General features: G+C 45.1%; 29 protein-coding genes and 1 other RNA gene. 19 read left to right on the forward strand and 11 right to left on the reverse strand.

Going from position 1 to position 26,884, the window contains the following annotated elements:
• Positions 1–5: 5 nt before the first annotated feature.
• The 5 genes from hemG (at position 6) to AC1DM9_RS06100 (ending at position 5,289) form a co-directional block, all read left to right on the forward strand.
• The gene (gene hemG, locus AC1DM9_RS06080; protein ID WP_441881014.1) at positions 6–1,472 is read left to right on the forward strand and encodes a protoporphyrinogen oxidase; all 1,467 of its coding nucleotides are present in this window, start codon (positions 6–8) and stop codon (positions 1,470–1,472) included.
• Between the two features lie 100 nt (positions 1,473–1,572).
• Entirely contained in the window at positions 1,573–2,865 is a 1,293-nt protein-coding gene (locus AC1DM9_RS06085; protein WP_477579091.1) for a CapA family protein, read from the forward strand.
• Positions 2,866–2,889: 24 nt separating this feature from the next.
• Positions 2,890–3,651: a glycerophosphodiester phosphodiesterase gene (locus AC1DM9_RS06090; protein WP_441881016.1), complete on the forward strand. Its 762-nt coding sequence runs from the start codon at positions 2,890–2,892 to the stop codon at positions 3,649–3,651.
• 79 nt (positions 3,652–3,730) lie between these two features.
• Positions 3,731–4,591, forward strand: coding sequence for a DUF92 domain-containing protein (locus AC1DM9_RS06095; protein WP_477579093.1), 861 nt, complete (start codon positions 3,731–3,733; stop codon positions 4,589–4,591).
• Between the two features lie 203 nt (positions 4,592–4,794).
• On the forward strand, positions 4,795–5,289 hold the full coding sequence (locus tag AC1DM9_RS06100; protein WP_441881018.1) for a DinB family protein: 495 nt from the start codon (positions 4,795–4,797) through the stop codon (positions 5,287–5,289).
• Between the two features lie 74 nt (positions 5,290–5,363).
• Here AC1DM9_RS06100 and AC1DM9_RS06105 read toward each other — a convergent pair whose 3' ends face one another.
• Entirely contained in the window at positions 5,364–6,092 is a 729-nt protein-coding gene (locus AC1DM9_RS06105; RefSeq protein WP_441881019.1) for an SDR family oxidoreductase, read from the reverse strand.
• A 188-nt stretch (positions 6,093–6,280) separates the two neighbouring features.
• On the opposite strand from AC1DM9_RS06105, the gene AC1DM9_RS06110 reads away from it, so the two are divergent.
• A complete protein-coding gene (locus AC1DM9_RS06110) occupies positions 6,281–6,628 on the forward strand; it encodes a winged helix-turn-helix transcriptional regulator (RefSeq protein WP_430058049.1) in 348 nt (115 codons plus the stop codon).
• Between the two features lie 73 nt (positions 6,629–6,701).
• Here AC1DM9_RS06110 and pepF read toward each other — a convergent pair whose 3' ends face one another.
• From pepF to AC1DM9_RS06125, 3 genes are all read right to left on the reverse strand, one after another.
• Entirely contained in the window at positions 6,702–8,492 is a 1,791-nt protein-coding gene (gene pepF, locus AC1DM9_RS06115) for an oligoendopeptidase F (protein ID WP_076267058.1), read from the reverse strand.
• A gap of 194 nt (positions 8,493–8,686) precedes the next feature.
• Entirely contained in the window at positions 8,687–8,869 is a 183-nt protein-coding gene (locus tag AC1DM9_RS06120; RefSeq protein ID WP_076266818.1) for a hypothetical protein, read from the reverse strand.
• A 132-nt stretch (positions 8,870–9,001) separates the two neighbouring features.
• Positions 9,002–9,235 (reverse strand): hypothetical protein, encoded by a 234-nt coding sequence (locus tag AC1DM9_RS06125; protein WP_076266819.1) that lies wholly within the window; start codon positions 9,233–9,235, stop codon positions 9,002–9,004.
• 56 nt (positions 9,236–9,291) lie between these two features.
• On the opposite strand from AC1DM9_RS06125, the gene AC1DM9_RS06130 reads away from it, so the two are divergent.
• The 3 genes from AC1DM9_RS06130 (at position 9,292) to AC1DM9_RS06140 (ending at position 11,378) form a co-directional block, all read left to right on the forward strand.
• Entirely contained in the window at positions 9,292–10,083 is a 792-nt protein-coding gene (locus AC1DM9_RS06130) for a class I SAM-dependent methyltransferase (protein ID WP_477579095.1), read from the forward strand.
• An 83-nt stretch (positions 10,084–10,166) separates the two neighbouring features.
• Entirely contained in the window at positions 10,167–10,364 is a 198-nt protein-coding gene (locus AC1DM9_RS06135; RefSeq protein WP_054024152.1) for a cold shock domain-containing protein, read from the forward strand.
• A gap of 294 nt (positions 10,365–10,658) precedes the next feature.
• Positions 10,659–11,378 (forward strand): YebC/PmpR family DNA-binding transcriptional regulator, encoded by a 720-nt coding sequence (locus tag AC1DM9_RS06140; RefSeq protein WP_441881021.1) that lies wholly within the window; start codon positions 10,659–10,661, stop codon positions 11,376–11,378.
• A gap of 133 nt (positions 11,379–11,511) precedes the next feature.
• Here AC1DM9_RS06140 and AC1DM9_RS06145 read toward each other — a convergent pair whose 3' ends face one another.
• Positions 11,512–12,699, reverse strand: coding sequence for an MFS transporter (locus AC1DM9_RS06145; protein ID WP_083681702.1), 1,188 nt, complete (start codon positions 12,697–12,699; stop codon positions 11,512–11,514).
• 134 nt (positions 12,700–12,833) lie between these two features.
• On the opposite strand from AC1DM9_RS06145, the gene AC1DM9_RS06150 reads away from it, so the two are divergent.
• From AC1DM9_RS06150 to pfkA, 3 genes are read left to right on the forward strand one after another with little or no spacing between them, the layout of a single operon-like run.
• Entirely contained in the window at positions 12,834–13,151 is a 318-nt protein-coding gene (locus AC1DM9_RS06150; RefSeq protein WP_076266822.1) for a hypothetical protein, read from the forward strand.
• A 23-nt stretch (positions 13,152–13,174) separates the two neighbouring features.
• On the forward strand, positions 13,175–14,257 hold the full coding sequence (locus tag AC1DM9_RS06155; RefSeq protein WP_441881022.1) for a tetraprenyl-beta-curcumene synthase family protein: 1,083 nt from the start codon (positions 13,175–13,177) through the stop codon (positions 14,255–14,257).
• A 29-nt stretch (positions 14,258–14,286) separates the two neighbouring features.
• Positions 14,287–15,255 (forward strand): 6-phosphofructokinase, encoded by a 969-nt coding sequence (gene pfkA, locus AC1DM9_RS06160; protein ID WP_076266824.1) that lies wholly within the window; start codon positions 14,287–14,289, stop codon positions 15,253–15,255.
• A 74-nt stretch (positions 15,256–15,329) separates the two neighbouring features.
• Here the strand turns inward: pfkA and AC1DM9_RS06165 are convergent, their stop codons facing one another.
• The 3 genes from AC1DM9_RS06165 to AC1DM9_RS06175 form a co-directional block, all read right to left on the reverse strand.
• The gene (locus AC1DM9_RS06165) at positions 15,330–16,526 is read right to left on the reverse strand and encodes a putative glycoside hydrolase (protein ID WP_441881023.1); all 1,197 of its coding nucleotides are present in this window, start codon (positions 16,524–16,526) and stop codon (positions 15,330–15,332) included.
• A 228-nt stretch (positions 16,527–16,754) separates the two neighbouring features.
• Positions 16,755–16,943, reverse strand: coding sequence for a hypothetical protein (locus tag AC1DM9_RS06170; protein ID WP_076267060.1), 189 nt, complete (start codon positions 16,941–16,943; stop codon positions 16,755–16,757).
• Positions 16,944–17,087: 144 nt separating this feature from the next.
• Entirely contained in the window at positions 17,088–17,888 is an 801-nt protein-coding gene (locus AC1DM9_RS06175; RefSeq protein ID WP_441881083.1) for a YitT family protein, read from the reverse strand.
• 194 nt (positions 17,889–18,082) lie between these two features.
• On the opposite strand from AC1DM9_RS06175, the gene cshA reads away from it, so the two are divergent.
• The 4 genes from cshA (at position 18,083) to AC1DM9_RS06195 (ending at position 21,391) form a co-directional block, all read left to right on the forward strand.
• Entirely contained in the window at positions 18,083–19,699 is a 1,617-nt protein-coding gene (cshA, locus tag AC1DM9_RS06180; RefSeq protein ID WP_339203532.1) for a degradosome RNA helicase CshA, read from the forward strand.
• Positions 19,700–19,880: 181 nt separating this feature from the next.
• Entirely contained in the window at positions 19,881–20,657 is a 777-nt protein-coding gene (locus tag AC1DM9_RS06185; protein WP_477579098.1) for a YesL family protein, read from the forward strand.
• A 48-nt stretch (positions 20,658–20,705) separates the two neighbouring features.
• Positions 20,706–20,888: non-coding RNA, 6S RNA (gene ssrS / locus AC1DM9_RS06190), on the forward strand.
• Between the two features lie 113 nt (positions 20,889–21,001).
• Positions 21,002–21,391 carry a DUF1499 domain-containing protein gene (locus AC1DM9_RS06195; protein ID WP_083681704.1) on the forward strand — a complete coding sequence of 130 codons (390 nt, stop codon included), beginning with the start codon at positions 21,002–21,004 and terminating at the stop codon, positions 21,389–21,391.
• Positions 21,392–21,468: 77 nt separating this feature from the next.
• Here AC1DM9_RS06195 and tpx read toward each other — a convergent pair whose 3' ends face one another.
• Positions 21,469–21,987: a thiol peroxidase gene (tpx, locus tag AC1DM9_RS06200; protein ID WP_076266829.1), complete on the reverse strand. Its 519-nt coding sequence runs from the start codon at positions 21,985–21,987 to the stop codon at positions 21,469–21,471.
• 103 nt (positions 21,988–22,090) lie between these two features.
• Here tpx and AC1DM9_RS06205 point away from each other — a divergent pair, with 103 nt between their 5' ends.
• Together AC1DM9_RS06205 and gltC are read left to right on the forward strand one after the other, a co-directional pair.
• Complete coding sequence (locus AC1DM9_RS06205; RefSeq protein ID WP_477512223.1) at positions 22,091–22,738, forward strand: rhomboid family intramembrane serine protease; 648 nt, start codon at positions 22,091–22,093, stop codon at positions 22,736–22,738.
• Between the two features lie 34 nt (positions 22,739–22,772).
• A complete protein-coding gene (gltC, locus tag AC1DM9_RS06210; RefSeq protein WP_076266831.1) occupies positions 22,773–23,669 on the forward strand; it encodes a glutamate biosynthesis transcriptional regulator GltC in 897 nt (298 codons plus the stop codon).
• Between the two features lie 94 nt (positions 23,670–23,763).
• Here the strand turns inward: gltC and AC1DM9_RS06215 are convergent, their stop codons facing one another.
• On the reverse strand, positions 23,764–24,444 hold the full coding sequence (locus AC1DM9_RS06215; RefSeq protein ID WP_076266832.1) for a zinc metallopeptidase: 681 nt from the start codon (positions 24,442–24,444) through the stop codon (positions 23,764–23,766).
• Positions 24,445–24,479: 35 nt separating this feature from the next.
• Positions 24,480–24,905 (reverse strand): MerR family transcriptional regulator, encoded by a 426-nt coding sequence (locus tag AC1DM9_RS06220; protein ID WP_372238962.1) that lies wholly within the window; start codon positions 24,903–24,905, stop codon positions 24,480–24,482.
• 607 nt (positions 24,906–25,512) lie between these two features.
• Here AC1DM9_RS06220 and AC1DM9_RS06225 point away from each other — a divergent pair.
• The gene (locus AC1DM9_RS06225) at positions 25,513–26,877 is read left to right on the forward strand and encodes an ammonium transporter (RefSeq protein WP_441881028.1); all 1,365 of its coding nucleotides are present in this window, start codon (positions 25,513–25,515) and stop codon (positions 26,875–26,877) included.
• Positions 26,878–26,884: the final 7 nt, after the last annotated feature.

A 26,884-nucleotide genomic window follows, 5' to 3' on the forward strand; every position in this document is an offset into this window, starting at 1 on the left:
ATGAGATGCGGAGAATCGGAAAACCTGATCGAATTGTCATTATTGGCGGAGGGATCAGCGGACTGAGCTCCGCTTTTTATTTGCAGCGGGAAGCGGAGCGGCAAGGCAGGGAGCTGGAGATAACCATCGTAGATGGGGCTCCTGCCTTAGGCGGAAAAATTAATACGCTGCAGCGTGACGGGTTCGTCATTGAGAAAGGGCCGGATTCTTTTTTGGCGCGCAAGCTTGCCATCATTGATTTGGCGGAGGAGCTTGGCATAGCGGACGAGCTTACGACAACGAATCCAGGAGCGAAAAAAACATATATTTTGCATCAAAGAAAGCTGTTTCCGATGCCAGCGGGACTCGTGCTTGGGGTTCCGACTGAAATTGGGCCGTTCGTGAAAACAGGCTTATTGTCATGGGGCGGCAAGCTGCGGGCGCTGATGGATTTGGTGCTGCCTGTTCGCAAGGAGCAAAGCGATGAGTCGCTTGGCGGTTTTTTGGAACGGCGAGTGGGCAATCAAGTGATGCGGCGCATCGCGGAGCCGCTGCTTGCAGGTATTTATGCAGGTGATTTGAAAAAGCTAAGTCTGCAAGCTACGTTTCCGCAGTTTGCCGCGTCAGAGCGCAAGCATGGCAGCCTGATTCGCGGCATGCAGCATAACCGTAAAGTGAGTGCTGCTGCAGGAGCGCTTCCAGCCGTCGCAAAGGGTGGAACTTTTTTGACGTTCAAGGGTGGTTTGTCTTCGCTAGTTAACGCACTAGATAAAGCTTTGAGCAAAGTGCAGCGACGACTCAGTACAAAGGTTGTGGAAATTAAACGATGTGCGGATCTAGCATTAAGCAGCGATCAAGCTGTTTCGAATGCGTCAGAGGGAGCTCGTTATGAGGTTGTCCTTGATAGCGGCGAGACGCTGTGGGCGGATCAAATCGTGATGACGGCACCTGCATATAACGCGGCAGAGCTGCTTGCGCCTTTGACAGAAGTTAATGAGCTGCGCGCTATTAATTATGTATCGGTAGCGAACGTCGTACTGGCATTTGATAAAGCGACGTTTGGGCTCGATTTTGACGGATCGGGATTTGTAGTGCCTCGCTCAGAAGGATTGCAAATTACTGCTTGCACATGGACATCAAATAAATGGCTGCATTCGAGTCCGAATGACAAGGTGCTGCTACGCTGCTATGTCGGACGGTCGGGTGATGAAGAAAGCGTTAGGCTTCCGGATGCTGAGCTTATTAAGGCTGTGCGGCGAGATATTGAAGAAACAATGGGCATAAAAGCAGAGCCTTTGTTTGTTGAAATTACGAGGTTGCCGCGCTCCATGCCGCAATATCCGGTGGGTCATGTTGAGAATATGAAACAGCTGCGAGAACGCTTCGAAAAGGAGCTGCCAGGAGTTTGGATTACAGGTGCAGCGTTCGATGGAGTAGGTCTTCCGGACTGCATAAGACAGGGCAAGGAAGCTGCTCAAGAACTATTAAAGTAAGCTCGCAATAATAGTTCTCCCCGCGAAGGTGGATCATTGCTATAATGGAAGAGTCTAGCTATTCATAGACTTTGATTCTATTAAAGAGGAGCCATCTTCCATGCACATATCACGTTCTGAAACGCATCAGCAGGATAGGTCTAAACGTAAAAAGAGGCTTCGAAGACTCATTTTCGTTAATTTGTCGCTGCTAGGCATCATTATAATCGTATTAGGTGCCTGGCTTGCGGCTGAAAATTCAGATAAGCTAAAAGGTTTGTTAAGCTTCGCAGGTGATTGGAATAAAGGACAAAATCAAACGGTTAACACAGGTGATAAAGGGTCAGAAAACGAGCTGGATTTAACAGAAGACGTCGATTTGTCTGGAAATGACACAGAATCCAATCTACCGAATGAAGAGGAAGATACTTCTGCTATAACGGATCCTAACGGAGCCGGCAGCGAGGAAGAGAGAGTCAGCCTTTCCTTTGTAGGGGATTTACTCGTTGCTGATTATGTGAGCGCCATCACTGCCCGTGAAGGCTATGAGTATCTCTATCAACCTGCCATGCTGTACTTAAGCGAGCCGGATCTGACGGCTGGCAATTTGGAATTTCCAGTAACGAAGCGTGGTACTCCGGTAACAGGAACGCCTTATGTGTTTAAAGGTTCGCCTGATGTTCTTCCATCGATACGCAATGCAGGCTTTGATGTTTTGAGCTTAGCCAATAACCATGCGCTTGACCAAGGCGTTGAGGGTATGCTCGACACGATGAAATATTTGGATGAAGCAGGCCTATCGCATATGGGGGCGGGCAATAATGATACCGAGGCTTTTACTCCTGTTATCAAAGAGGTTCGGGGCATTAAGGTAGCTTACATCGGACTGAGTAAAGTGGTTCCGTTTTCTTCATGGAAAGCGGATAAAAATACAGCAGGATTAGCTGAAACCTATGATACTCGGCGTGCGACGGAAGCGATTGCGAAAGCAAAGAAAGAAGCAGATATCGTTGTCGTGATGGTGCACTGGGGCAAGGAACGAGTGGATCAGCCCGAGCCGTATCAAAAGGATTTTGGCAAACAATATATCGATGCGGGAGCAGATCTGGTGATCGGAAGCCACCCGCATGTGCTGCAAGGCTTCGAAATGTATAAAGGCAAATGGATTGCATACAGTTTAGGAAACTTTATTTTTAGCTCATATCCCAAGGAGACAGCGGGCGAGACCGGTGTTCTTGACGCTTTATGCACTAAAAACGGGGATTGTGAGATGACGTTTCATCCGATGTTTACAGTTAATGCGCAGCCTACTCCATTAGAGGGAGAAAAAGCAAAAGCGTTACTCGATCGGCTAACATCGGTCTCCTTTGGCGTAAAGCTGAATGAGGATGGACGCATTGCACCTGAACAATGAGCCGAGTGAGAGGATGATCGTTTAATGAAAAATCCGTGCGTAGCGCACCGAGGCTGGTCTAGCCGCGCGCCGGAAAATACGATGGCAGCTATACGGTTGGCGCTCGCTGATCCACTAATTGAATGGATTGAAATTGATGTTCATCTTTCAAAGGATCATGTACCGATGGTTATTCATGATTACACGCTGCGCAGAACGACAGATGGAAAAGGCGATGTGAAAAAAAAGACGGCTGACGAGCTTGCAGCACTGGATGCGGGCAATTGGTTTTCACAAAAGTATCAAGGCGAGCATATTCCGACCCTTGCTCAGGTGCTTAAAGAATCAGTCGGACACTGCAAGCTTAACATCGAGCTGAAGACGGACGGCATCCGTTATCCGTTGATCGAGCAGAAGGTGCTTGAATGTATACAGGCATATCAAGCGGAAAGTGAAGTAGTCATCACGTCCTTTCATGAAGGTACATTATACCGAATGAAGCGCCTATGCAGCCAAATTCGTACCGGTATTATTATTGACGGCTGGCGGAATTCGCTGCCTAAAGAGCTAAAAGAGCTTGGAGCAGATTTTTTGTCGATCAGCTATTCCAAGCTAAACAAGGAACGAGTCGAACTATTGAAAAATGCAGGCATTCAAATTATGGCCTGGACGATCAATGAGAAACGTGCGATCCGTAAAATTGCTGCACTTGATCCGGAATTATTAATATGTACAAATTACCCGGAACGCTGGCATGAGCTGCGGGCTGAAAGCATGGAATTAGAAGTAGTAAATAGAAAAAAATGATTAAAAATAATAAATAGAGTGCAAGGAATAAGATAGCAAGCATGTATGGGTTGTGTATAAGCAGGAGGTTGCTCGCTAGATGGTAGGATGGATAGATGAATGGTGGTTGCGTCTGATTATCGGCTTAGTGGGCAGTTGCTTTATTGCAGCAGCAGCCTATCATGTGAAATCATTGTCCGCTTCAGGCGCGTGCTCGGCGATCATAATGGGAACCGGCTTCGTAACACTAGGTGAACCGGTCTGGTTTGGGTTATTGATCGGTTTTTTTGTTTCATCAAGTGTATGGTCGAAGTGGAAGAGAAAACATAGAGCGAAGGAAGCTGCCGAAGCCAAATATGCGAAGACTGGCCGCCGTGATGCAGGGCAAGTATGGGCAAATGGCGGCGTAGGACTCCTATTATGCGCCGCTCATGCAATCTGGCCTGATGAGGGGTGGCTGTTCGCTTACATAGGCGTGATGGCTGCTGTAAACGCGGATACATGGGCCACGGAGATCGGGGCCTTAAGTAAGACGGCGCCGCGATCGGTGACGAGCGGCAAGCCGGTCACGCCTGGAACGAGCGGCGGTGTCACGCCGCTCGGCAGCGCAGCAGCGCTCGCAGGCGCCGTGTTCATCGGCGCCGTTGCCGCGCTGCTGCTTGCGGCCCCGCAGCCAGCAGAGGCTGCTGCGGGTACGCTTGGCGGCTCGGCGGCGGTATATATCGCCGCCGCAGCCGCCGCTGGCCTGGCCGGGGCGTTCGCCGACTCTTTGCTCGGCGCAACCGGCCAGGCCATGTATCGCTGCCGGGTATGCGGCAGCGAGATCGAGCGCGCCGCGCATTGCGGCAGTGCGGCGGAGCAAGTGCGCGGCTTCGCCTGGCTGAACAACGACAGAGTGAACCTTCTGTCGTCGTTATTCGCAGGCGTGCTAGCATGGGGGATCGGTCAAGTTTTTCTGTGACCGATGCGAGTAGTTATTGTGAAAAGACTGATCAGGATGAAGAAATTCTCCTGATCAGTCTTTTTTTCAATCTACACGATGATCAACCCTATCAATAACCACAAAAAAAGGTAATCTATGTTATTGTTATCCTATATCTATCTCGTTAAAATTTACATAAATATGTAAATGAAAAGACTTCCAATACACAAGGAGGGACTCTTATGAACGATAGTTTTAATCGAGAGTGGTTAACCAATAAATTTGAAGAAATCAGAAAAAGAATGCTGAAGGCGATCGAACAGCTTGATGATGACCAGTTGAATTGGCAGCCTGATCCATCAAGTCACAGCATATCGATGTTGATCAATCACATAGATGGCAATATTGAAGAGAGAATCGTAAAAGGTATTTTACGTGTAGATATTAAGAGAAGCCGTGACGATGAGTTCAAAGCTGAATATGTAAAGAAGGCAGCCTTGCAAACGATCATTCAGGATAGGCTGCAGCTGGTCATCGATACGATTCAGACGATTTCGGATGAAGCGTTGGGACAAACCCAAACAGTGAGGAACCGGGAAAGAACGAACTTGGATATGCTGCATCAATGTGCTGCCCATTATTCTGAACATATGGGACAACTATTCTATATTGCAAAACTATGTTTGAAAGAGGAATACACATCCACATCAGTGGTTCGCCCAAAGTCATACGAATAGATTTCAGAACCAAAAGATTCCTTGCCATTGCTAAGGAATCTTTTGGTGTTATCCGAGCTCTACAAAATACCTGCTTAACGCAAAATATATCCGCCATCAGGGAAAAGGGTGCTTCCAGTTGTATACGCATTAGTCATTAAATAAATCGTAGTATGGGCTGCATCGTCTGCTTGACCGATTTTGCCTAACAGATTGATTTTTGCATAGGCATCATAAGACTGGTCTCTGACTTCCTGTTCTGCACCTTCCCAGTTGAAATTCGTATGGATGGTGCCGGGAGATATAACGTTGACACGTATGGGAGCAAGTTCAACCGCCAGCGCTTTGCCAAGACTTTCGATAGCCCCGTTGCAGGCAGCATAGGAAGCGCCGCCCTCAAGCGGCCGTTGGCCAAAAGCACCGGACATGAGCACGATTGAGCCATTCGAGTTAATAAATGGAGCAGCGTATTTCACCGCATTGTACTGCGGCCAAAATTTTGAATTAAAGCAGCTGTGTGCAACCTCAGCACTTGATGTAATTGGACCTCGAACGTAGGAGGCACCCGGTGTAAATAAATGGTCGAAATGACCGATCTGCTCGAAAAAAGACTGAAGCGCCAGTTCATTCTTGTTATCTAATGCATAGGCTTCAACATGCTCATGACCTAAGTACTGCCGTGCAGCATCCAACCTTTCTTTGGACCGGCCGGCAATGACAACTTGAGCCCCTTGCTCTATTGCTTGTTTTGCAGTCGCTAAGCCAATTCCTGAGCTTCCTCCGATAATGACGATCCGTTTATTTTTTAATGAAAAATTAGACATGATCATATTCTCCTTTTGCAGTCAAATCACTTCTAATGTTTATTATTCATGACAAAAACAAGACTGCCAAGTACGCACTTTGTTCGTACTTAGTACGAAAAATCGTACTAATCATAAAAAAATATAATGACTGGAACAAACGTGCACATGCAAATAACATGCGATATGATGATAGTGGAGGTGATACGATGATTACGGATTTGAAGGAACCGAGGCTAAAAGGTGTACTTACCACCCTTCATATGATTGGCGGGAAATGGAAGCCGCTTATATTGTTTATTTTATTAATTGACGGGACCAAACGATTTGGTGAACTAAGACGGCTTATTCCTGAAGTCTCGCAAGGCACGCTGGCGAAGCAGCTTCGAGAGCTCGAAGAGGATGAGCTCATTACCCGTGTTATCTATCAAGAAGTGCCTCCGAAGGTGGAGTACAGCATTTCTGAACACGGGAGAACACTGACCTCGGTGCTGGACAGCATGTGCGGCTGGGGTAGGGAACATTTGGCTTATGTTAATACGAAGGAAATGAAATAATCAATCCAGCTCCTCAAAAATAAACAGCAAAAAGACCGTCAAGCAGGCTTGACGGTCTCTTTGCGTATTTCGGTTATTTCGTCAATTGCTCCATTTGACCAATAAGCTCTTCAAAGACGCTCATTGCTTGCTCAATTGGCTCAGGTGAAGACATATCCACGCCGGCTTTTTTCAAGATATTAATCGAGAAGTCTTTGCCGCCGCTTTTGAGGAAGCCAAGATAACGCTCAACCGCAGGCTCGCCTTCCTCCAAAATTTGCTTGGAGAAGCTGGTTGCAGCTGAGAAGCCCGTTGCGTATTTGTACACATAGAAGCTGTTATAGAAATGGGGGATACGAGCCCATTCCATTTCAATGTCTTTATCTACGACCATGCCTGAGCCGTAGTACTGAACGTTAAGATCATAATAGATTTTGCTAAGGTCTTGCGGCGTTAACGAATCGCCTTGCTCCGTGCGCTCATGGATGATTTTCTCGAACTCTGCAAACATCGTTTGACGGAATACGGTTGTGCGGAACTGATCCGCATAATAAGTGAGCAAATACATTTTTTCTTTTGGATCAGTTGATTTGTTAAGGAGATAATCCATCAACAAAGCTTCGTTTAATGTTGAAGCAACCTCAGCAAGGAAAATCGTATATTGTGCGTCGCGGTAGTTCTGATTTGTATCCGAATAATGGGAATGCAGAGCATGACCCATTTCGTGCGTCAATGTGAACATGCTGTTCAAGTTGTCATTATGATTGAGCAATACATACGGATGCGTGCCGAAAGCGCCCCAGCTATAAGCACCGCTGCGTTTGCCTTCATTCTCGTACACATCAATCCAGCCATTGTCGAAGCCCTCTTGCAGCACCTTCAAATAATCTTCGCCCAGTGGCTTCAAGCTTTCTTTTACTGTTTTTTTGGCTTCCTCATACGTAATGTCCATTTTGAACTCGTCAACGAGCGGTGCGAACAAGTCGTACATATGCAGCTCATCCAAACCGAGCAGCTTTTTGCGAAGCTCCATATAACGATGCATCAACGGCAGGTGCTTATGAATGGTGTTGATGAGGTTTGTATATACTTCCTGCGGAATGTTGTCACCATAAAGGGACATATCCAGCACGGAGTCATATTTGCGAGCTTTTGCATAAAAGCTGTTTTTTGTAACGTTAGCCGTCAATGTTGTAGCAAGTGTATTTTTTAACTTGCCGTATGTTTCGTACACTGCTTTAAATGCCTCGCGGCGTACGTCTTGGTTTTTGCTCTCAAGGAACTGTATGTAACTGCCGTGTGTCAGCTCAACCAATTCGCCTTTTTCGTTTTTCACTTTTGGGAATTTGAGGTCTGCATTGTTCAGCATGCTGAAGATTGTGCCGGGAGCGGAGCTCATATTGCCTACTTGTGCAAGCAGCGCTTCCTCGTCTTTGGATAAAATATGAGCTTTCTGGCGACGCATTTCTTCGAGCGTATGGCGGAATTTGGCAACGGATTCGTTCGTTATCAATTGCTCCAGCTGCTCATCGGATAGACTGAGAACTTCAGGTGTGATGAATGATAATGCTTCGCCGGATTCCACACTTAGTTTTTTGGATTTCTCGGATAGAGCCTGATAAGTAGGTTCAGCCGTATCCTCATGATGCTTCATATTTGCATATACATAAAGCCGTTCAACATGCAGTGACAATTCGTCTTCAAGCTCGAAGCAAGCTTTAAGCTGCGCGACGTCGGCTAATTTGCCTTGGTATTCGGATATTTTTTTGATTAATCCTTTTGCTTCTGCATATTCCTTGTCCCATGCCGCTTGGCTTGCAAAAATATCCTCTAGCTTCCAGCGGGTCTCAGGTGCCGATTCTGAACGTTTAGGTACGTGATTCATCGAATTCCTCCTTGGTATGGATAAGGTTGGTAAAGCATGCTCTGCATGTGCCGCGGTCTCATTTGTAGCGGTAGCACCTGGCACGAGGCTTAAAACAAGCAGCAGGGGAAGCCATTTCATCCAGTTATCACCTCAGGACACAGTTTGTTTCTACTATGTCCGTACGGGATAACGAATATTCAGCTGCCTGCCGGCTAAGCTGTACCCATTGTGAAAAAAGCATATACGATCAGAAAAAACGCAAATGCAATAAATCCAATGGATACAAGTGCAAGACCTCTGCGTATGCCAGGAGGCAAGGTATCTCGTTTCATGATAACGATGGCTCCTAGCGCGAAGGCTGCAATAATGAAAATAACTGAAGCGGTAGCATCCATTTGAAGGTAAGTCCTCCTGATTGTAAGCTGGCCTCAAAAGGCAGCATTCTAATTTTACCTATGCACAAATGCGTAACGATATGTTCGCCGCGCTGTGTGAAATATCCTGCTGATTGGTTAGAAATAGACTGCTTATACTTCCTTTAGCGCACTCATAATGGATGCTAGTTCATCTTCGCGTCCAACAAAGTCGGCTGCGCGAAACCGATTCTGTGCCCAGTGAAGCATCTCAGGGCGGCTAATAAAAGTATGTGTGTCCTCGCCCCATTGATCAGAAATTTCCCGAACAATAAGTGTTTTGCCTTGAACTTCAACCGTCAACATATTGTATTTGTCGGTCTTGTAAATTTCGTGTTTCTTAAACATGCGTAAATTCCACCCTTATAGTAGTTAATTATGGTATTCTTATCATCATAGCCATTATGGCGGCGGTAATCAATACGACGCTGCAAGAAGAAGCTATAGCTGTAACGAGAAAAGTTGAGATGAGACGAGCAGAGGAGAGTGCAAGAATGAGTAAACAGGGCTATGAGCAAATGGGAGTCGCTATGACTTGCAGAAGCTACGAAGAGTATTTAAGGATGTTTGATTTACAGCAGGAGGATCTTGCTAAAGGGGAAATTCTTGATGTTGCAGCCGGGGGTTCGTCATTTACTGCAGAAGTAAATGAGAGAGGTTTTTCAGCAACTGCTGTTGATCCGCGCTACGGGGCAGGAATTGAGCAATGGATCTCTGAGGCAGCTGGGGAAATCGAAACATCAACGGCGAAGATTGCAAAAATTCAGGTGCATTTTGACTGGAGCTATTACGGGTCGGTTGAGAATCATCGAGCTGGACGCGAAGCATCCATTGAACGATTTAAAGCCGATGTATTAAGAAACGAGAATAAACAAATCTATATAGATGGCAAGCTTCCAGAGCTGCCCTTCAAGGAGAATCGCTTTTCACTCATTTTGTGCAGCCATTTTATGTTTTTGTATGCGAATCAATTTGGTCATGAATTTCATTCGCAGGCTGTTCTGGAACTGATGCGTATTTGTAAGCCAGGCGGTCAAATTCGAATTTATCCGCTTATATCGCTTAACTGGGAACCTTATTCGGAACTAGATAACCTGATTGCGATGATAGCTGCTAACGGAGGGCGCACAGAGCTTGGAGAATCCAACCTTCCGTTTATCCCTGGATCTAGTCAATATTTGAAAATTTTACTTTAATTGCTTTTTTGAAATGGGATAGCTATAATAATTTTACTCGCACGTTCAAATAAAACGGCGGTCATATTTAGGAGGTTGTTCAATTGAAAGGAACAGTTAAATGGTTTAATGCAGAGAAAGGCTACGGCTTTATCCAAACAGAGGGCGGAGAAGACGTATTCGTGCATTTCTCAGCGATTCAAAGCGATGGCTTCAAATCTTTAGATGAAGGGCAAGCGGTTGAATTCGACATTACTGAAGGTAACCGCGGTGCTCAAGCGGCCAACGTCATTAAACTATAGGAAAATGTGCGAATGGAGAGGGCTCCCTGGAAGCGGGGAGCCCTTTTTTAATATGAACATATTACCATTATTAGTATTTTTAAATTTTATTGTCAGCCTTTTATAAATAATCAAAGCATTTTTTATATATTTTGAAGCTGGGCTATTAAACCATCATTAGGATACGAATTTCTAAGCCATAATCAGATCAATAGATAACGTGAAATAACCGCCGTTTGCGCTTGCTTTCATTGACCAAGACCTATTTGCAATGATAAACTGTTGCTTGGAAACTTTGTCAGGGGAGCGAGCATAATGAAATTTAAATTGTTCAAAGACCGTAAAGGAAAGGCCGATCAGGCTAAAAATAACAAGTTCGTCAAGCTTGGACGTGAAATTTATGTACAAGCCCGCAGAGGCGGACCAAACCCAGATTCGAACTTTGGTTTGAAAACAGCGATTGCCAACGCAAGAGCGGAGCAAATGCCAAACGATAATATCGAGCGTGCGATCAAGAAAGCAGCTGGTGCAGGCGATGGCGTCGAGTACGATGATATTATGTATGAGGGTTATGGCCCAGGCGGCGTAGCTATTATGGTTAAATGCTTGACGGATAATCGGAATCGTACGGCAGCTGACGTTCGTTCTGCGTTTAATAAACGTGGCGGCAATATGGGTGAGAGCGGCTGTGTAGGTTATATGTTCGACCATAAAGGATTGCTTGTTGTCGATCGTGAAGCCCATGAGACAGATGAGGATACGATGATGATGGTTTCGCTTGAAGCCGGAGCTGAGGACGTTATTGTCAATGACGACAGCTTTGAGATTTTGACACATCCGCATGAGTTCGAGCAGGTGAAAAATGCGCTTGAGAAGGAAGGCTACTCCTTCGTAAATGCTGGCGTGCGCTGGCTTCCGCAAACGATTGTTAAAGTCGATGGCGAAAATGCGGAGAAGCTGCTTAAGATGATGGATGCTTTTGAAGACAACGACGATGTGCAGGATGTATACTCCAATTTTGAAATTGTAGAATAGTATCTGCTTAAGCAATAAAAAAGGGCTGTTCCAAGCGTAGGTGATACGCCTTCTGGAGCAGCCTTTGTTTAACTATAAGAAATGATTTCATTTGTGACGCGGAAGTCATATTGCTTGGTAGAAATAGAGATCGTTATCGGTTCGTACGACTGAAAAAATATCTTGTTAGGAAGGCAGCCGCTGCAACCAGTGCTAAGGCAGCTCCCATACGGAAGAAGGTCTCGCGTCCGAAATGCTCATAAATATAACCGCCAAACATACCGCTGATCACACCGGCAAGTCCAGTCCAGACAACGGCATAAACGGCTTGGCCGGATGCGCGGAACTCGTCGGGAATCAGGTGGGACAAATAACGCAGCGCAGTTGAAAAATAAATGCCGAACGAAACGCTGTGCATGGCTTGGGTAGCAATTACCCAGCGTGGATCTTGAATATCGCTAAGCAGCCATAGTCTGACAGCATACATGATGGATGCGATCATAAGCAGCGGCAGCTCCTTAAATTTATGGCCGTATTTGCCGAGTAGAAACAAGATCGGAATCTCGCTCATCGCGGACACGAGCCATGCAAGTCCAACCAAAGAATCGCTTGCTCCCATTTGGCGCATGGTGACGGCAAGAAATCCTTCGTACATACGGTGCGGGATCGAAATGGTCAAAATAATTAAAAAGAACAATAGGACATCGCGCTGGCGAATAAGCTTAAAGAATCCAGAAAAATCGATTTTCCGAGCGCTTCCTTGATAGTCTCTAATTCTCGTCGTTAAGGCGAGGGTGATGGCTATGGTACAAAGTGCTAGCGGAAGCGTCCACTGTGAGCCAATTTCTTTTAGAATAAGTCCGAACGTATAAGCCGTTACTGCAAAGCCAAGCGAGCCGAATATGCGTATTAAAGCGTATGGCGTTCCGGTGTATTGACTTGATAATAAAAGCAGACTGTCACTTAATGGATTAATAGGTGTCTGAAAAAAATAAAAGCCCATCATAACTAGGCAAACAAGAGCAAAGTTTTCAATAGGGAAAAGCAATGAAATCATGACAAGCTGTCCAAATAACAGAATCATAAGCAGTTTTTTTATCGTTCTGAATTTGTCGCTGGCTATCCCAAGAAGGATATTCGCAAAGATTGATATGAACGGTCCTGTTGAGTAAATAATTCCAATTTGCTGCTCAGAGAAACCTCTATCCAAAAAGTATAACGGGATAAAGGAAACAACCATCGCAGCGGTAGAATAAGAAGAGAAGCTGTAAATTCGTAGTGAAAGTGTTTCCTTGCGTGCAGTCGAAGAGCGCTCTGCTGGCGCAATCTCAGATGTGTCCATCTTTTAAAGCTCACTCCATCTCTTTACAAAAACAATATGGTTCTCAGTATAACATGGATTAGTTATCGAACCAATGAGATTTGAAGCTGGATTATTATGAGCTGAGATGATACATTTAGAGGCGGAGGTTTACAATGGGTGCTTATCGTTTTGACTGGAATGAACGGCTTCGGATCCGTATTCCCGTGCTGGAAATGGAATGGGAGCAGTATGCAGCAGCTGTGCAGCTTGCGATCGTAGAGCAGTGGGAACTCATTCGTGGGACGATCCCCGATCGCGTGAAAGAGTTTGAAGCGTTCATCAATGAAAAGCAGGCAAAGCTGTTTGAAGAAGATAGCTTTGAGCAATCCTGTATACTAAACTATGAAATTGCCGATTATGCAAGTAGGATAAACGACCTTCATATTTGGTATCGCCTAGAGCAGCAATTAGAGCCGCGCTGGCATTCATGAACGATTTTGAGGAGAGGTGCATCATGAGATTGACGACTTTGACAGGCCATCGAGTGCCCCAGAGCCCACTAAAGCTCATGCATCGCGTATATAAATATGTACTTCCCGAAGTGGCGCGAGAGCTCAAGCAACATCGCGTATTTGCACTGCGAATACCAGATGCTGAGCTGCGAACACAAGCTCTTAGCAGTATGGATAGCAAGAAGTTTCATTGCCAAGGCGGCGGAGTATATGCAGCGGCGAACTTAGAGCACAGACATGTGCTCATACCGTTAATTGTTGCGCTGCAGACCATTAGCGACTATTTGGATAATCTATGTGATCGCAGCACTTCTCTTGATCCGAATGATTTTCGATTATTGCATCAATCGATGCTCGATGCCGTCAATCCCGAAGCTCAGCTTCAGGATTATTATGCATTTCGCGATGAAAAAGATGATGGGGGTTATTTGCATCACCTGGTACGAACTTGTCAGATCCATGTCGCGCAATTGCCTTCCTATGGAAGTGTTCAGCAGCATGTGATCGAGCTAGTCACTTTATATGGCGATTTGCAGGTGTACAAGCATATACGCAAGGAATTGCGTGAGGAGCATTTGTTTGCATGGTGGGAGCAGCATCGAGGGAACTATCCAAACCTGAAATGGAATGAATTTGCTGCGGCATCAGGTTCGACGCTGGGCATGTTTATGTTGTTTCTAGCCGCAAGCGAGCCATGCTTATCCACGCAGGACGCTGCAGCGATCAAAAATATTTATTTTCCGCATGTTTGCGGACTTCATATCCTGCTCGATTATTTAATCGATCAAGAAGAGGATCAAGTAGGCGGAGACCTTAATTTTTGCAATTATTATGATAATGACAGTCTGCTTGTTGAGCGTCTCGGTACGATTGTGAACCGAGCGCGTGAGGATGTGAAGCAGCTTCCTGCTTCTCGTTTTCATCGTTTGATTATTGAAGGGCTCTTAGCCTTATATTTGTCAGACCCGAAGGTTCGCCACCAGGCGGATGTCAGAAATGTTTCTAGGAGGCTAATGAAGAACAGCCCGCTTACGCGTCTGTTTTTCCTTATTAACAGCATCTGGATTCGGAAACAACAGGCTTAACTATAAATAAAAAATGTGGAGGAATGACCATGTCTGCAGTCAAATCAATCGCAGTATTGACAAGCGGAGGAGATTCGCAAGGAATGAACGCAGCCGTTCGTGCTGTTGTAAGGAGTGCACTATATCACGGTTTAGATGTATATGGTGTTCAAAGGGGTTACCAAGGGCTTATCAATGACGACCTTAGACAAATGGATTTGAGAAGCGTTGGCGATATTATTCAACGCGGCGGTACAATTTTGCAAACAGCTAGATGCAAGGAGTTTATGACACCTGAAGGCCAACAGCGCGGTGCCGAAGTGCTTCGTGCTAGAGGTATCGACGGTTTGGTCGTTATTGGCGGCGACGGCTCGTATCATGGCGCTAATAAGCTAAGCAAGCTGGGCATTAAAACGATGGGACTTCCAGGAACGATTGATAACGATATTCCGTTTACGGATATTACAATCGGCTTTGATACCGCGGTTAGCATCGTAGTAGATGCGATTAACAAAATTCGCGACACGATGTCATCGCATGAGCGTTCATCCGTCGTTGAAGTTATGGGACGTCATTGCGGCGATATCGCTTTGCATGCTGGTCTAGCAAGCGGTGCGGAGACGATTCTTGTACCAGAGGTTCCTTTTGAACTGACTGAGGTTGCAGAGCGTATGAAGACGAATTTTGCCAAAGGCAAGCGTCATTCAATTATTGTTGTAGCAGAAGGTGCGGGCAAAGGTGAAGAGGTAGCAAGACAGATTACAGCTAATAGCGGAATTGAGCCGCGTGTAACTGTACTTGGACATATCCAACGCGGCGGTACGCCGACGGCAATCGATCGTATTCTAGCAAGCCGTCTTGGTGACTTTGCCGTTAGACAGCTAATGGCTGGCGATTCAGGCAAAGGCTGCGGCGTTGTTAAAGGCGAGCTCGTAACGACTGATATTGATCTTGTTGTCAATACGAAGAAACCATTTGACACTGATATGTACGAGCTGGCACTTCGTTTATCCCAATAAAAATAAATATAAAAAAAGTCCACCGCCGCTTTGTTAGCGAAGGTGGACTTTTTTGTGTCTAAATAGGATTTAAGCTAATCATATTCCACGTTAGGAGTGTATTTATTTCCGGCATTCCATAGGAGAAACTCCTTGATTCCTGTTTCTTTCAAAGCTCTAATCTGAGCTTCGACTTCCGTTTTGCCATACTTCACAAAATGACCAGCGCCTAACCAGCTTGCAGTGAAATCTTGAATCCACGGCCGAATAATCGGTTTAACCTCCGTACCCGGATCAAGCTTCTTATGCGTATCAAGCATGGCGCCTTTTATAGTCTCATATGGGCTTTTGTCAGGATCCTTTTGTTTAAACCATCCCGTACTATAGTGACTAGGATAAACCATAGGCGAAATGACATGCACATCATTTGAAATTTTCACAAAATCTTGGCCAATGCCTTCGGCTGTCGGTACGGATGCCGCATAACCAAATATATCTACCGAAACCCTAACACCGAGCGGCTGAAGCTGTTCTCTAGCATATTTGACAAATCCAGCGACTGTGTCCACGCGGCTCTGATCAGCCTTGCTGAAGGTCAGTGTATCTGATTTGTTATCAAAGCCCTCTGGGAACCGAACATAGTCGAATTGGATTTCCTTAAAGCCAAGCTTTGCTGCTTCCTTGGCGACAGCAATATTATAATCCCATACTTCTTTGCGATAAGGATTTACGAAGCTCTCACCGCGATTATTTTTCCATATCGTTCCGTCTTGCTGGAGGAAAGACAGCTCAGGCTGCTTTCGGGCAAGTACCGTATCCTTAAAAACTACAATTCTGGCTATCGGATAAATATTATGTTTTTTTAAAGTAAGCATAAGTTCATTAATATCTCGGATATATTTCTTCGAAGCGCCAACCTCTAGCAGTTCGGGTGTTGTAGTAGGATATGTAATGTAGCCGTTGTCATCTTTAATGTCGATCACCATACTATTGAGGTCCGTGTCGTCAAGCAGCTTTAAAAGCGATTCCATGCGCGCACCGCCTGCGCTGTGAGCAGTTACATAGATTCCTTTGATCGGCGGTGTTTCAGGCTGCGGGTCTTTTATGATGAGTCCAGCGTGATTTTTTCCTGAGATTTCGCCTCCATTTGCAGCTGCATCCGGATCAATGATGGTTTGGCCAGCTGCGGAATTTAAGTATGCAATTGCTAGCTGCTTCACTGCGGTGTTATGCTCTCCGCTTCCAGTGAGCAAGCTGTACAGCAGCAGCAATGTTGAAATGATGTTGTCCATTTTGCTCTCTCCCCGTTAGCTATTCTGTTCAAATTATAAAGCAGATGGCATGTCTGGGTCATTAACTTTTTTACAATTGTCATAAAACTCATATTGAAAATTTGCTAAAAAGCTGAAATAAAGACTTGCGAATAGGTGATTATCGCCGCCGTTTTCCTGCAAAACAAACAAAAGCCAGCCGAGTGTGACTCGACTGGCGCATAAATAATCCGTGTGTGTCCCGCATTGTCATTGTAACAAAGCTTCTCTCTGCTGATTGCAAATACTGTGCTGCACAATTTCCATTGCGTCAGCAGGCTCTAATACTGCAAGACCGTCACGCAGCACAATGCTGATGTCCAATTCGCGTTTCGTAAGAAAAGGACTGAGCTCTGGGGCTAGCTTCTCTACAATTTGAGACAATTTGACCGTTTCCATATCCACCTGAGCCTCACCCTTTCATATCTAATGTTTAGGGGAAATCATATGGCAAGAAACCAAACTACGGGATACAAACATTATATCAGGATCATTTTCAAAAACATAGGGATACGGTGTAAAATCCATACCTGCGTATATGATTTAGTCTTTTGGCTTGTAAAAATCGCCGATGACACCAACCGTTTCTACGATGTTAATGAATGCACGCGGGTCGATGGTGGTAATCGTTTTGCAAAGCTCTGCTATTTCATATTTCGTTCTTACAGTCATCAGCATATCGCGATCACCCGAAGAATATGCACCGCGTGTTTTTATTATTGTAATTCCGCGCGGGTGCAAGAGCAGCTTTGCGAGCAGCTCTTCGGTTTTGGTCGTGATGATGAAGGCCGTAAGTTTAATATGCCTCACGTGGATGAGATCTACTACTTTTCCAGCGGAAAAAATAGCGACGAGCGAGTATAAGGCTAAATTCCAGTCCTTCGTAAACAAAATCAACACTGCAATGACTACGCCATTCAATAAAAATATAATCATGCCTATTGGCCAATCGTGTTTTCGCGTTGCAATCGAGGCAATAATATCGAAACCGCCTGATGAGCCGCCGTACCGAAGGGTTAAGCCGCTGCCAAACCCGACTATAATCCCGCCGAATACAGCGCCAAGCATAAGGTCATCCGCAATTTTCATGACGGGTATAACCTGTAGGAATACCGTAGAGGCGACAACGGTGTAGACGCTCCATATAATAAAGCGATGACCTACGATAAACCATCCCCATAATAGCACCGGCACATTGAGGATAAAATAAAGCAAGGCGATGTTTCCGCCCGTAATATAGCCGACCATCATGGAAATACCAGATATTCCACCGCTAAGCAGCTGGTGCGGAATTAGAAAAAAATTGAAGCCCAGTGCGATAAGGAAGGCGCCTACCGTCATCATTGGGATTGTAAAAAGGTAACGCAGGGAATGCGGATTCAATAAAATCGCTCCAATGCAACCGACTTGTTTAATTCCTTTATTTTGGCATGCTTAGTATGTCTTAAATTGGTTTGCTGGTATTCACGATTGATTGTGTGCTATAATGATTTGGATATTCTTAAGTAGGCTGCAGATAAAAGGAGTTTGAGAAAAGTTTGAAAACATTTGCTGAATTTGGCTTGGAACCAAAAGTGTTACAAGCAATTACCGAACTTGGATTCGAGGAATCTACCCCGATTCAAGACAAAGCTATCCCTATTGCTATGGCGGGACAAGATTTAATTGGCCAAGCACAAACGGGTACAGGAAAGACAGCGGCATTCGGAATTCCGCTCATTAACAAAATTCCGACAAGCGAGGAACGCATTGTCGCATTAATAATGACGCCAACCCGTGAACTCGCTATTCAAGTGGCTGACGAGATCGGGAAGCTGACAAGGTACAAAGGTCTTCGCTCGTTGCCGATTTATGGCGGACAGGAAATTGGTCGTCAAATCCGTGCATTGAAGAAGAAGCCTCAAATTATTATTGGTACACCAGGACGTTTGCTTGATCACATCAACCGCAAAACAATCCGTCTTGAAGATGTACAAACCGTTATTTTGGATGAAGCAGATGAAATGCTTGATATGGGCTTCATGGAGGATATTCAATCTATCCTTAAGCAAGTGCCAGACGAGCGTCACACCATGCTGTTCTCTGCAACAATGCCAGCAAACATTCAGAAGCTTGCACAGCAATTTCTGAAAAACCCTGAGCATGTTTCAGTTATTCCAAAACAAATCACAGCTCCACTTATTGAGCAATCTTATATTGAAGTGCATGAGCGCCAGAAGTTCGAAGCGCTTAGCCGCTTGCTTGATATGGAATCCCCTGAGCTAGCTATCATTTTCGGTCGTACAAAACGTCGGGTTGATGAGCTTAGCGAAGCGCTTCAAAAACGTGGATATACTGCAGACGGTTTGCACGGCGACTTGTCGCAGAACCAACGCGACAGCGTAATGCGTAAATTCCGTGATGGCAGCATCGATGTATTGGTAGCGACTGACGTTGCTGCTCGTGGACTTGATGTATCCGGCGTAACGCATGTTATCAACTTTGACCTTCCGCAAGATCCTGAGAGCTATGTTCACCGTATCGGTCGTACAGGCCGCGCAGGTAAAGAAGGTACAGCTTGGTCATTCGTTACACCTCGTGAAACGGACCACTTGCATTTCATCGAGAAAGTCACGCGTCAGAAGATGAACCGCAAGCCGCTTCCAAGCATCGCAGAAGCTATTGAAGGCAAACAACGCGTAACAGCTGAACGTCTTCTTGAAGTCGTTCAAAACGAAGAGTTCTCTGAGTACAAAGCGATTTCGATTCAATTGCTTGAGCAATATGATTCCGTTCACTTGCTCTCAGCAGCAATTAAATTGCTGACTGGCGAGAAGAAAAACGTAGAAATCGAATTGACACCGGAAGATCCGCTTCGCGCGAAAAAACGCAAGCCGGACATTCGTTCAAACGGTCGTCCATTCAACCGCAGCGGTTCGTCCTCTTCATACGGCGGCAATCGCAGCAGCAGCACTGGCGGCAGCGGTGGCGGCGGATATCGCGGTCGCGATGACAGACGCAGCAGCGGCAGCAGTACTGGCGGCAGCTCACGCGGTGGCTATGAGTCCCGTGGCGGCAGCAGCAGTGGCGGCGGCTACGCTGGTAAAAGAAGCAGCGAAGGACGTCCAGAAAACCGTCGTCCAAAAAGCTCTTCCGACGGTTATGTAAATAACTAATAATCGTTTCCCTTGTGTAACCAAAAAAATCGAGGAAGTCCGTGATCCCTAACGGGCATCTGGACGACCTCGATTTTTTTATTATTATTCTATTGGTTGTCTTATTACAAAACAGATATACGAATTCCGCTACACTTTGTAGTCTAGTGGGAGTAATCTTACTTTTCTGGAGGCAGATCCGATGGAACCAAAGGGGCTAATGGGTGGGTTTTACCGAATTTCGGAATGGATCATGAGATTGGCAGTTATTAATGTTTTGTGGTTGATCTGTTCGATTCCATTCGCTTTTTTTGCATGGGGATTGGTTTTGTCACAGGATGTCAATCAAATCTATTCCGCTCTTATTGCGATGGCAGTCGTCGCGCCGTTCTCCTTATTTCCAGCAACAGCAGCTATGTTTGCGGTTGCGCGCAAATGGGTAATGGGAGAGAGTGACGTTGCGCTGTTCAAAACGTTCTTCCGCGGCTACAAGGAAAATTATAAGCAAAGTATGCTAGGCGGTATTATTTATACAATACTGCTTGCGATTATGGTTGTTGACTTTATCGTATATCGTGAACAATTGAATTTGCTTTCATACATTTTCATTGCATTTTTGCTGCTGTTAATCGTATCGCTATTTAATTTTTTCTCTATGCTTGTCCACTATCATATGAAAACGTTTCAATTACTGAAAAACGCTGTTCTCATTACGATCGGCAAACCTTTCCGTTCGCYTTCTACAGCGATTATGAGCGGCGCGGTTATGTATTTCAGTACTAGATTCACTTTTCTTATTCCTTTCTTTATGGGCAGCATCATCGCTTACCTGGCGTTCTGGAACTTCAACTTGATTTACCAGAAGCTTCAAGACCAAGCGGAGAAAGCGCGTTTGGCAGAGGAAGAAGAAGCAGAGAAGGCAGCTGAGCTAGACCGTATCGATTTAGTTAAGGAAGATTCGAGCGGCTCCAGTAAATAACAGCCCATCAAAGTTTACTTTTTCTTTTGTTCAGTCTATAATAAGCAATACCTCCTGCGATGCTCGTTACGGCTTTACGCTGTTTTGAACCAATGGCTGTTTCACGGGAGACCAACATCGAGACGCAGCTGACATGCCCCCGAAAGGGGATCTCAAAAGCGGTTCTGCGGTCACCCACCTGCGTAAGCGGGTTCAGAAACATGTGAGTCGGACGGCATAGGCGGGTTCTCATTTTCAAATAAAGAGCATTTGCTGGTTAAATCCAGTGATAGCTCTTTTTTCATGGGACAAATCATGGTATCATATAGAGTAATGTACATAGATGCCGGAGGGGGAGATCGTTGTTGTTGAAGCGGACCTTGATCGGGCTGCTGCGCAGTCATGAACAGACGGGCGACAGGGCTAAGGATCCAATGCTCAAATCTCATTTCTACAAGCTGTCGAAAGATAAGGCTTGGGAAGAAGTGATATCGACTCTTAAGAAAATGCAAGGATATAAGGTGCTTCATGAGGTGCAATCCGTAGGGGAGATTGTGCTGGAGAAGCGCACAGCATTTGGAAGAACGATGGACATTACCGTTTCCGTTATTAGCGTAAATCCGCTCCAATCAGCTGTCGATATTTATTCAGCATCCCGCGGCTCATTAGGGGATCTTGGTTCTAATTACAGAGTCATTATGGATTTATATCGTACGCTTGATAAGAAGCTAGCTGCATTTAAAGTAAATAATTAATTCATAAACAAAGCGAGGAAGGGTAGCCTTCACTCGCTTTGTTTGCAATAGTGCTGAAAAACTTCTTTGTTTTGAATTTACACGAGTGCTTTTACAGCGTTGATTGCTTGCTCGTAATTCGGGTGCTCTGTCATTTCAGGCAAATATTCAACATATTGGATCGTATCATTAGCATCGATAACGAAGATCGAACGTTGATCCAAACCAAGTTCTTTAATATATACGCCATATGATTCACCAAAGCTATGCGCTTTGTAGTCAGACAGCAGCACAACTTTGTCGATACCTGCAGCACCGCACCAGCGTGCTTGTGCGAACGGTAGGTCAACGCTGACCGTTAGGACAACAACATTGTCGCCTAGTTCGCCAGCAGCTTCGTTAAAGCGACGAGTTTGTGCATCGCAAACGCCAGTGTCGATTGAAGGCACAACGCTGATTAGTTTGATCTTACCGGAGTAGTCCTTGAGGGAAACATTTTCAACAAGTGATTTGTTAAGATTGAAATCTGGGGCTTTGTCCCCTGCTTTAAGTTCTGGTCCTACTAATGTGATCGGGTTGCCTTTGAATGTGGCAGCTCCATTACGTTCTTGTGTCATTTGTAAATTTCCTCCTCTAATAAGATATGGTCAATACCAGATTTATTATAATCGTTATGAAACAACCTTGTCCAATTGTTGGATTGAGAAAGGGGATGTACTCGTGATCTTCTTGCGATATGAGAGCTTTCGCTCTTACTTAAAGATGTATCCCGTAACATCAATATTAATTTTATTGAATATTATTTATTTTATTGTCGTATTATGGAATGGCGATCCTAATGATCAATTGCATGCATACAATTATGGTGCGTTTTATACTGACCCTGTGAATGATCCATTTGGATTAGAACAGCCATGGCGTTATATAACAAGCATGTTCATGCATGCGGGATTTGAGCATTTGCTCTACAATATGTTTGCTTTGCTCGTGTTTGCACCGCCGCTAGAGTATCTGCTTAAACAAACGAGATATATTATATTTTATTTGCTTTGCGGGATTGCGGGAAATGCGATGAGCGCTTTCGTAAATGTGCTGCAAGACGATCTTTATGGTCATGTGGGTGTAGGAGCCTCTGGGGCTATTTACGGCGTGTATGGCGCCTTTCTGTTCATATCGTTGTTCCGCAAGGCTCAGCTTGACGAGAGCTCTCGTAAAACGGTGTACACGATATTAATATTTGGGGTTATTTATTCGATTGTAGTTGCCAAAGTGGATTTATGGGCACATGTTGGCGGCGCTCTTGCAGGCTTCTTGCTCTACCATTTCTTTGACCGAATAAAGACTCAAAAGAAACAGCGATACTCATAAAAACTATGTAAGTACGGGAGAGAATTGAACCGGTATGGAACTTCGTCAGCTTCATTATTTTGTAAAAGTAGCGAAAAAAGAGCATGTAACGCAAGCGGCGGAAGAGCTGCATGTGGCGCAATCTGCAGTAAGCCGGCAGATTCATCAGCTTGAAGAAGAGCTTGGCGTAAAACTGTTCGTTCAAAAAGGTAGAAATTTGCAGCTCACACCAGTCGGTCAGCTTTTTCTAAAGCGGGCTGAAGTGATATTGGCTGATCTGGAACGTGCTGTCATTGAAATACATGAATTTCTTGACCCCGAGAAGGGTGAAATTAGACTGGGCTTCCCGCATAGCCTTGGGATCTCATTAATTCCACAGGTTGTGGCAGCTTTCCGCAAGCTCCATCCGAATGTGAAATTTAAATTTAAGCAGGGGATGTATCCATCGCTTATTCGTGACATGGTGAAAGGCGAGATTGACTTGGCGTTTATATCTCCTTTCCCTGATGAACATGAATTCGTTTGCGGCGAAGTATTGCTGACAGAGGAGCTATATGCGATATTGCCGCCGGGGCATCGTTTATCAGACAAAGCATCGATTGAACTGAAAGAGCTGGAGCATGAGACGTTCGTATTGTTCAGCGAAGGGTATTCGCTTAGGCCGATCGTTTGGGGAGCTTGCCAAGAGGCAGGTTTTACGCCGAAAATCGGTTTTGAAGGGGAAGAGACGGATACGATTCGCGGTTTGGTAGCCGCTGGGATGGGCGTAAGCCTTCTTCCAGAGATGGCGCTTCACTATACAGGGCCATTGCAGCCGACTAAAGTAAGGGTGATCGAACCTCAGGTGACTCGTACGATCGGACTTATTCAGCGTTCAAATGAGAAATTGCCTTTAGTTGCGAAAGTGTTTCACGGTTTTCTGCTTCGTTATTTCCAGAACACGATAAAATAGATAAAAGAACAAACAAAAGAGGAGCAGTTCCTGTCGGTCGATGAAGACCGAAGGGGAACTGCTCCTCTTTTGTTTAGCTATAAGGCACGGAAGCTTATTCCTGACGGCTGCCGCCTACGAAGATTAAGATATATCTGACAAGCTCCAGCAAGGACAAGAGAGCCGCTGCTACATACGTTAAAGCCGCTGCGTTAAGCACCTTTGCGACCCCGCGTTCCTCATCATTCGTTATGAACCCTTCAGCAACCATAATGTCTCTTGCTCGGTTGCTCGCATTAAATTCAACCGGAAGTGTAATGACCTGAAAGGCAACTGCTACTGAGAAAAATATGATGCCAAGCCCAATTAGGTTAAGTGCTGAGAATAGAATACCGGCAATAAATAAAAATGGTGCTACGCCGGATGCAAAATTCACGACTGGGAATATACGATGTCTGAGCACGAGCATTGGGTAATGCTCCGCATGCTGTATGGCATGGCCGACTTCGTGACAAGCGACTGAAATCGCTGAAATTGAATTTTCATAATACACAGGCTCCGACAAACGTACAACTCGGTGAATCGGATCATAATGATCGGTTAGTGTACCGCGTACTGGCTCGATCGGAACATCATGAAGTCCGTTAGAATCAAGCATTCTTCGTGCTGCCTGGTAACCGGTCAAACCACTGTTGGCTTGAACTTGCGTCCATTTTTTAAACGTTCCTTTGACTCGGAATTGAGCCCAAATTGTTAGTATAAATGCAAGTACGATTAAAACATAGATAAACGCCATTGAGTCATTCCTCCAATTTTTGATGAAATGTATAGCTACATGAGGGAGCTTTTGTTAATGAGAAGCATAAGTGCCTCTATGCAAGCTGCGGTTTGCGGCATAAGACGCGTGTAGAGGTGATTGGCTTGACGAGGCTTGAGCTTCTTAATAACAGGCTCTAACTCCTTCACTTCACGCTCGAGCTGGCTTAGATGGTACTGCAAGTCCGTAAGCTTACGTGAGACCTGCTCCTCAGGTGTAATCTTGCTCCAGCTTTCAATTGTGGCCTTAATCTCATCTAATGTATATTTATCTTTTTTCATCTGTTCAATACGTTCCAGACGCTGCAAAGTTTCATCAGAATAGAGGCGATAGTTTTTGGCGGAACGCTCTGCAGGCTCTATTAGACCGATTGAAGTGTAATAATCAATGGTTCGTGCACTGATTTGCGCAAGCTTGGATAGTTCTCCGATACGATACATTTTCAAATCCTCCATTCGTTCAAAATATAAGTAAACTAGATTCCGCTTGCGTACTAAGCTTATGTTTCATCTCATTCTGAGATGATGTGTCGACAAAGAACAGGTTTGTTGTTTTAGCTCGTCATGTCTAAAAGAACATCATTACCTATTGAGGTGAATTTCACAATCACCATCTTATGGGAAAACGTATAACTATTGTTCCTCTAATGATAATAGGAAAGTAACCATACAGTCAAACGTGTTACATGACTATACAATTTTAGTGTCAATTTTCAATTTCGACAGGGCGTTTTCATGTGTTTCTTCTATATAACGTAATTTAGGTGACATGAAACGGGTGTGAGTCATAGTGATTTGCGTTTTTAACTAGAAAAAGTAGGAACCAATACCTATATAGAGTGAAAATGCGAAGAATAAGGAGTTTCAGCTGACGATTTTGGCGTTGATTTGCCTCATTTCTTAACGTTCGTGTTAGATTATATGCCGAACGTTTGATTTTTTTTATAAAAATAGTTAAAACGTATTGTCAAATTGAGCACTACTGACTATAATGACATTAAGTCTTTCTTAACGTGTAAGGAAATATAACATTTAGGGAGTGGTCGTAATGATTAAGAAAACGATGTTAGCTTTAGGAATCTTCACCTTATTGTTCCCGGTAATGGCGTTTGCAGAGGATCCTTCCGCAGCAACGTTGAACATGGGTCTCAACTCTCTATGGGTTATGCTCTCATTCATTCTTGTTCTTCTCATGCAAGGCGGTTTTATTCTTCTTGAAACAGGCTCAACACGGATGAAAAATGCTGGTCACGTTGCTGGCAAAACGATTTTCACAACGGGTTTGGCAGCACTTATTTATTGGGCTTTCGGCTACGGCATCGCATTTGGCGGCGATAGCGGAATTAACGCATTGATCGGCTGGGGCAATTTCTTCTTCGATCCATCCCTAGCAGCTGGTGAAGGCGAGAGCTATCCAAGTACTGTATTCTTCTTGTTCCAATTAGCATTTGCAGCGGTTTCGCTTTCCATAGCATGGGGCGGTTTTGCAGAAAGAGCTAAACTTTCAGCTTATATCGTATTTACTGTATTCTTCATTGCCATAATCTACCCTGTAGTAGCTCACTGGATCTGGGGCGGCGGTTGGCTCGCTGAAGATGGAGCACAAGATTTTGCGGGCTCCACAGTTGTTCACTTAACGGGTGCGCTTGCAGCATTTGCAGCGACTGTACTACTTAAACCTCGTATTGGTAAATTTAACAAAGACGGCTCTGCGAATGAGATTTTGGGACATAACCAAGTATTCACAGCACTTTCTGTATTGCTTCTATGGGTGGGCTGGTTTGGGTTCAACGCAGGCAGCACGGTAGCGATTGGCGATGGATTTTTTGGATATGTAGCATTCAACACGATGCTTGGAGCAGGCGCAGGCGGCGTTGCAGCACTTCTTATTTCTTGGGCAGTAACAGGCAAAGCTGACATTACGGCTATGCTGAATGGTACGCTAGCAGGTCTAGTTGCAATTACAGCTTCTTGTGCTTACGTCGCTCCTTGGGCGGCAGTTGTAATCGGTTTAGTGGCTGGCGTGCTCGTGTTCTACAGTGTGAAATTTTTCGAGAAAGTTAAAGTTGATGATCCTATCTATGCTCTATCTGTACACGGCGCGGCTGGTGTGTGGGGTACGCTTGCCAACGGGATCTTTGCAACACAAGAACTCGCTGATAAAGTGGGCGTAGGCACAGGCGGCTTGGTCGACACAGGCAGCTGGAAGCAACTTTGGGTTCAATTCGAATCGGTAGTAGTCGTTGGCGCATTCGTACTCGCTGCATCATTCCTTATTCTAGGTATTATGAAGCTTGTGATGGGCTTCCGCGTAACAGAGGAGCAAGAAATTATCGGTCTTGACCTGAGTGAGCATGGAGCTTATGGTTATCCTGAGCAAATGAAAAAAGCTGGTCAAAACATTCAAGGCTAATAGAAGA

This window comes from Paenibacillus sp. 01T431, assembly GCF_056398625.1.

Bases quoted from the DNA above. Each gene is read 5' to 3' on its own strand.
- AC1DM9_RS06225 (WP_441881028.1), top strand. From the start codon at position 25,513: ATGATTAAGAAAACGATGTTAGCTTTAGGAATCTTCACCTTATTGTTC.
- AC1DM9_RS06110 (WP_430058049.1), top strand. From the start codon at position 6,281: ATGATTACGGATTTGAAGGAACCGAGGCTAAAAGGTGTACTTACCACC.
- AC1DM9_RS06215 (WP_076266832.1), bottom strand. From the start codon at position 24,444: ATGGCGTTTATCTATGTTTTAATCGTACTTGCATTTATACTAACAATT.
- AC1DM9_RS06155 (WP_441881022.1), top strand. From the start codon at position 13,175: ATGAGATTGACGACTTTGACAGGCCATCGAGTGCCCCAGAGCCCACTA.
- pfkA (WP_076266824.1), top strand. From the start codon at position 14,287: ATGTCTGCAGTCAAATCAATCGCAGTATTGACAAGCGGAGGAGATTCG.
- AC1DM9_RS06120 (WP_076266818.1), bottom strand. From the start codon at position 8,869: ATGGATGCTACCGCTTCAGTTATTTTCATTATTGCAGCCTTCGCGCTA.
- AC1DM9_RS06175 (WP_441881083.1), bottom strand. From the start codon at position 17,888: ATGATGACGGTAGGCGCCTTCCTTATCGCACTGGGCTTCAATTTTTTT.
- AC1DM9_RS06165 (WP_441881023.1), bottom strand. From the start codon at position 16,526: ATGGACAACATCATTTCAACATTGCTGCTGCTGTACAGCTTGCTCACT.
- AC1DM9_RS06140 (WP_441881021.1), top strand. From the start codon at position 10,659: ATGAAATTTAAATTGTTCAAAGACCGTAAAGGAAAGGCCGATCAGGCT.
- AC1DM9_RS06125 (WP_076266819.1), bottom strand. From the start codon at position 9,235: ATGTTTAAGAAACACGAAATTTACAAGACCGACAAATACAATATGTTG.
- AC1DM9_RS06090 (WP_441881016.1), top strand. From the start codon at position 2,890: ATGAAAAATCCGTGCGTAGCGCACCGAGGCTGGTCTAGCCGCGCGCCG.
- AC1DM9_RS06220 (WP_372238962.1), bottom strand. From the start codon at position 24,905: ATGTATCGTATCGGAGAACTATCCAAGCTTGCGCAAATCAGTGCACGA.
- AC1DM9_RS06105 (WP_441881019.1), bottom strand. From the start codon at position 6,092: ATGTCTAATTTTTCATTAAAAAATAAACGGATCGTCATTATCGGAGGA.
- AC1DM9_RS06170 (WP_076267060.1), bottom strand. From the start codon at position 16,943: ATGGAAACGGTCAAATTGTCTCAAATTGTAGAGAAGCTAGCCCCAGAG.
- gltC (WP_076266831.1), top strand. From the start codon at position 22,773: ATGGAACTTCGTCAGCTTCATTATTTTGTAAAAGTAGCGAAAAAAGAG.
- tpx (WP_076266829.1), bottom strand. From the start codon at position 21,987: ATGACACAAGAACGTAATGGAGCTGCCACATTCAAAGGCAACCCGATC.
- hemG (WP_441881014.1), top strand. From the start codon at position 6: ATGCGGAGAATCGGAAAACCTGATCGAATTGTCATTATTGGCGGAGGG.
- AC1DM9_RS06130 (WP_477579095.1), top strand. From the start codon at position 9,292: ATGGCGGCGGTAATCAATACGACGCTGCAAGAAGAAGCTATAGCTGTA.
- AC1DM9_RS06085 (WP_477579091.1), top strand. From the start codon at position 1,573: ATGCACATATCACGTTCTGAAACGCATCAGCAGGATAGGTCTAAACGT.
- pepF (WP_076267058.1), bottom strand. From the start codon at position 8,492: ATGAATCACGTACCTAAACGTTCAGAATCGGCACCTGAGACCCGCTGG.
- AC1DM9_RS06150 (WP_076266822.1), top strand. From the start codon at position 12,834: ATGGGTGCTTATCGTTTTGACTGGAATGAACGGCTTCGGATCCGTATT.
- AC1DM9_RS06100 (WP_441881018.1), top strand. From the start codon at position 4,795: ATGAACGATAGTTTTAATCGAGAGTGGTTAACCAATAAATTTGAAGAA.
- AC1DM9_RS06095 (WP_477579093.1), top strand. From the start codon at position 3,731: ATGGTAGGATGGATAGATGAATGGTGGTTGCGTCTGATTATCGGCTTA.
- AC1DM9_RS06145 (WP_083681702.1), bottom strand. From the start codon at position 12,699: ATGGACACATCTGAGATTGCGCCAGCAGAGCGCTCTTCGACTGCACGC.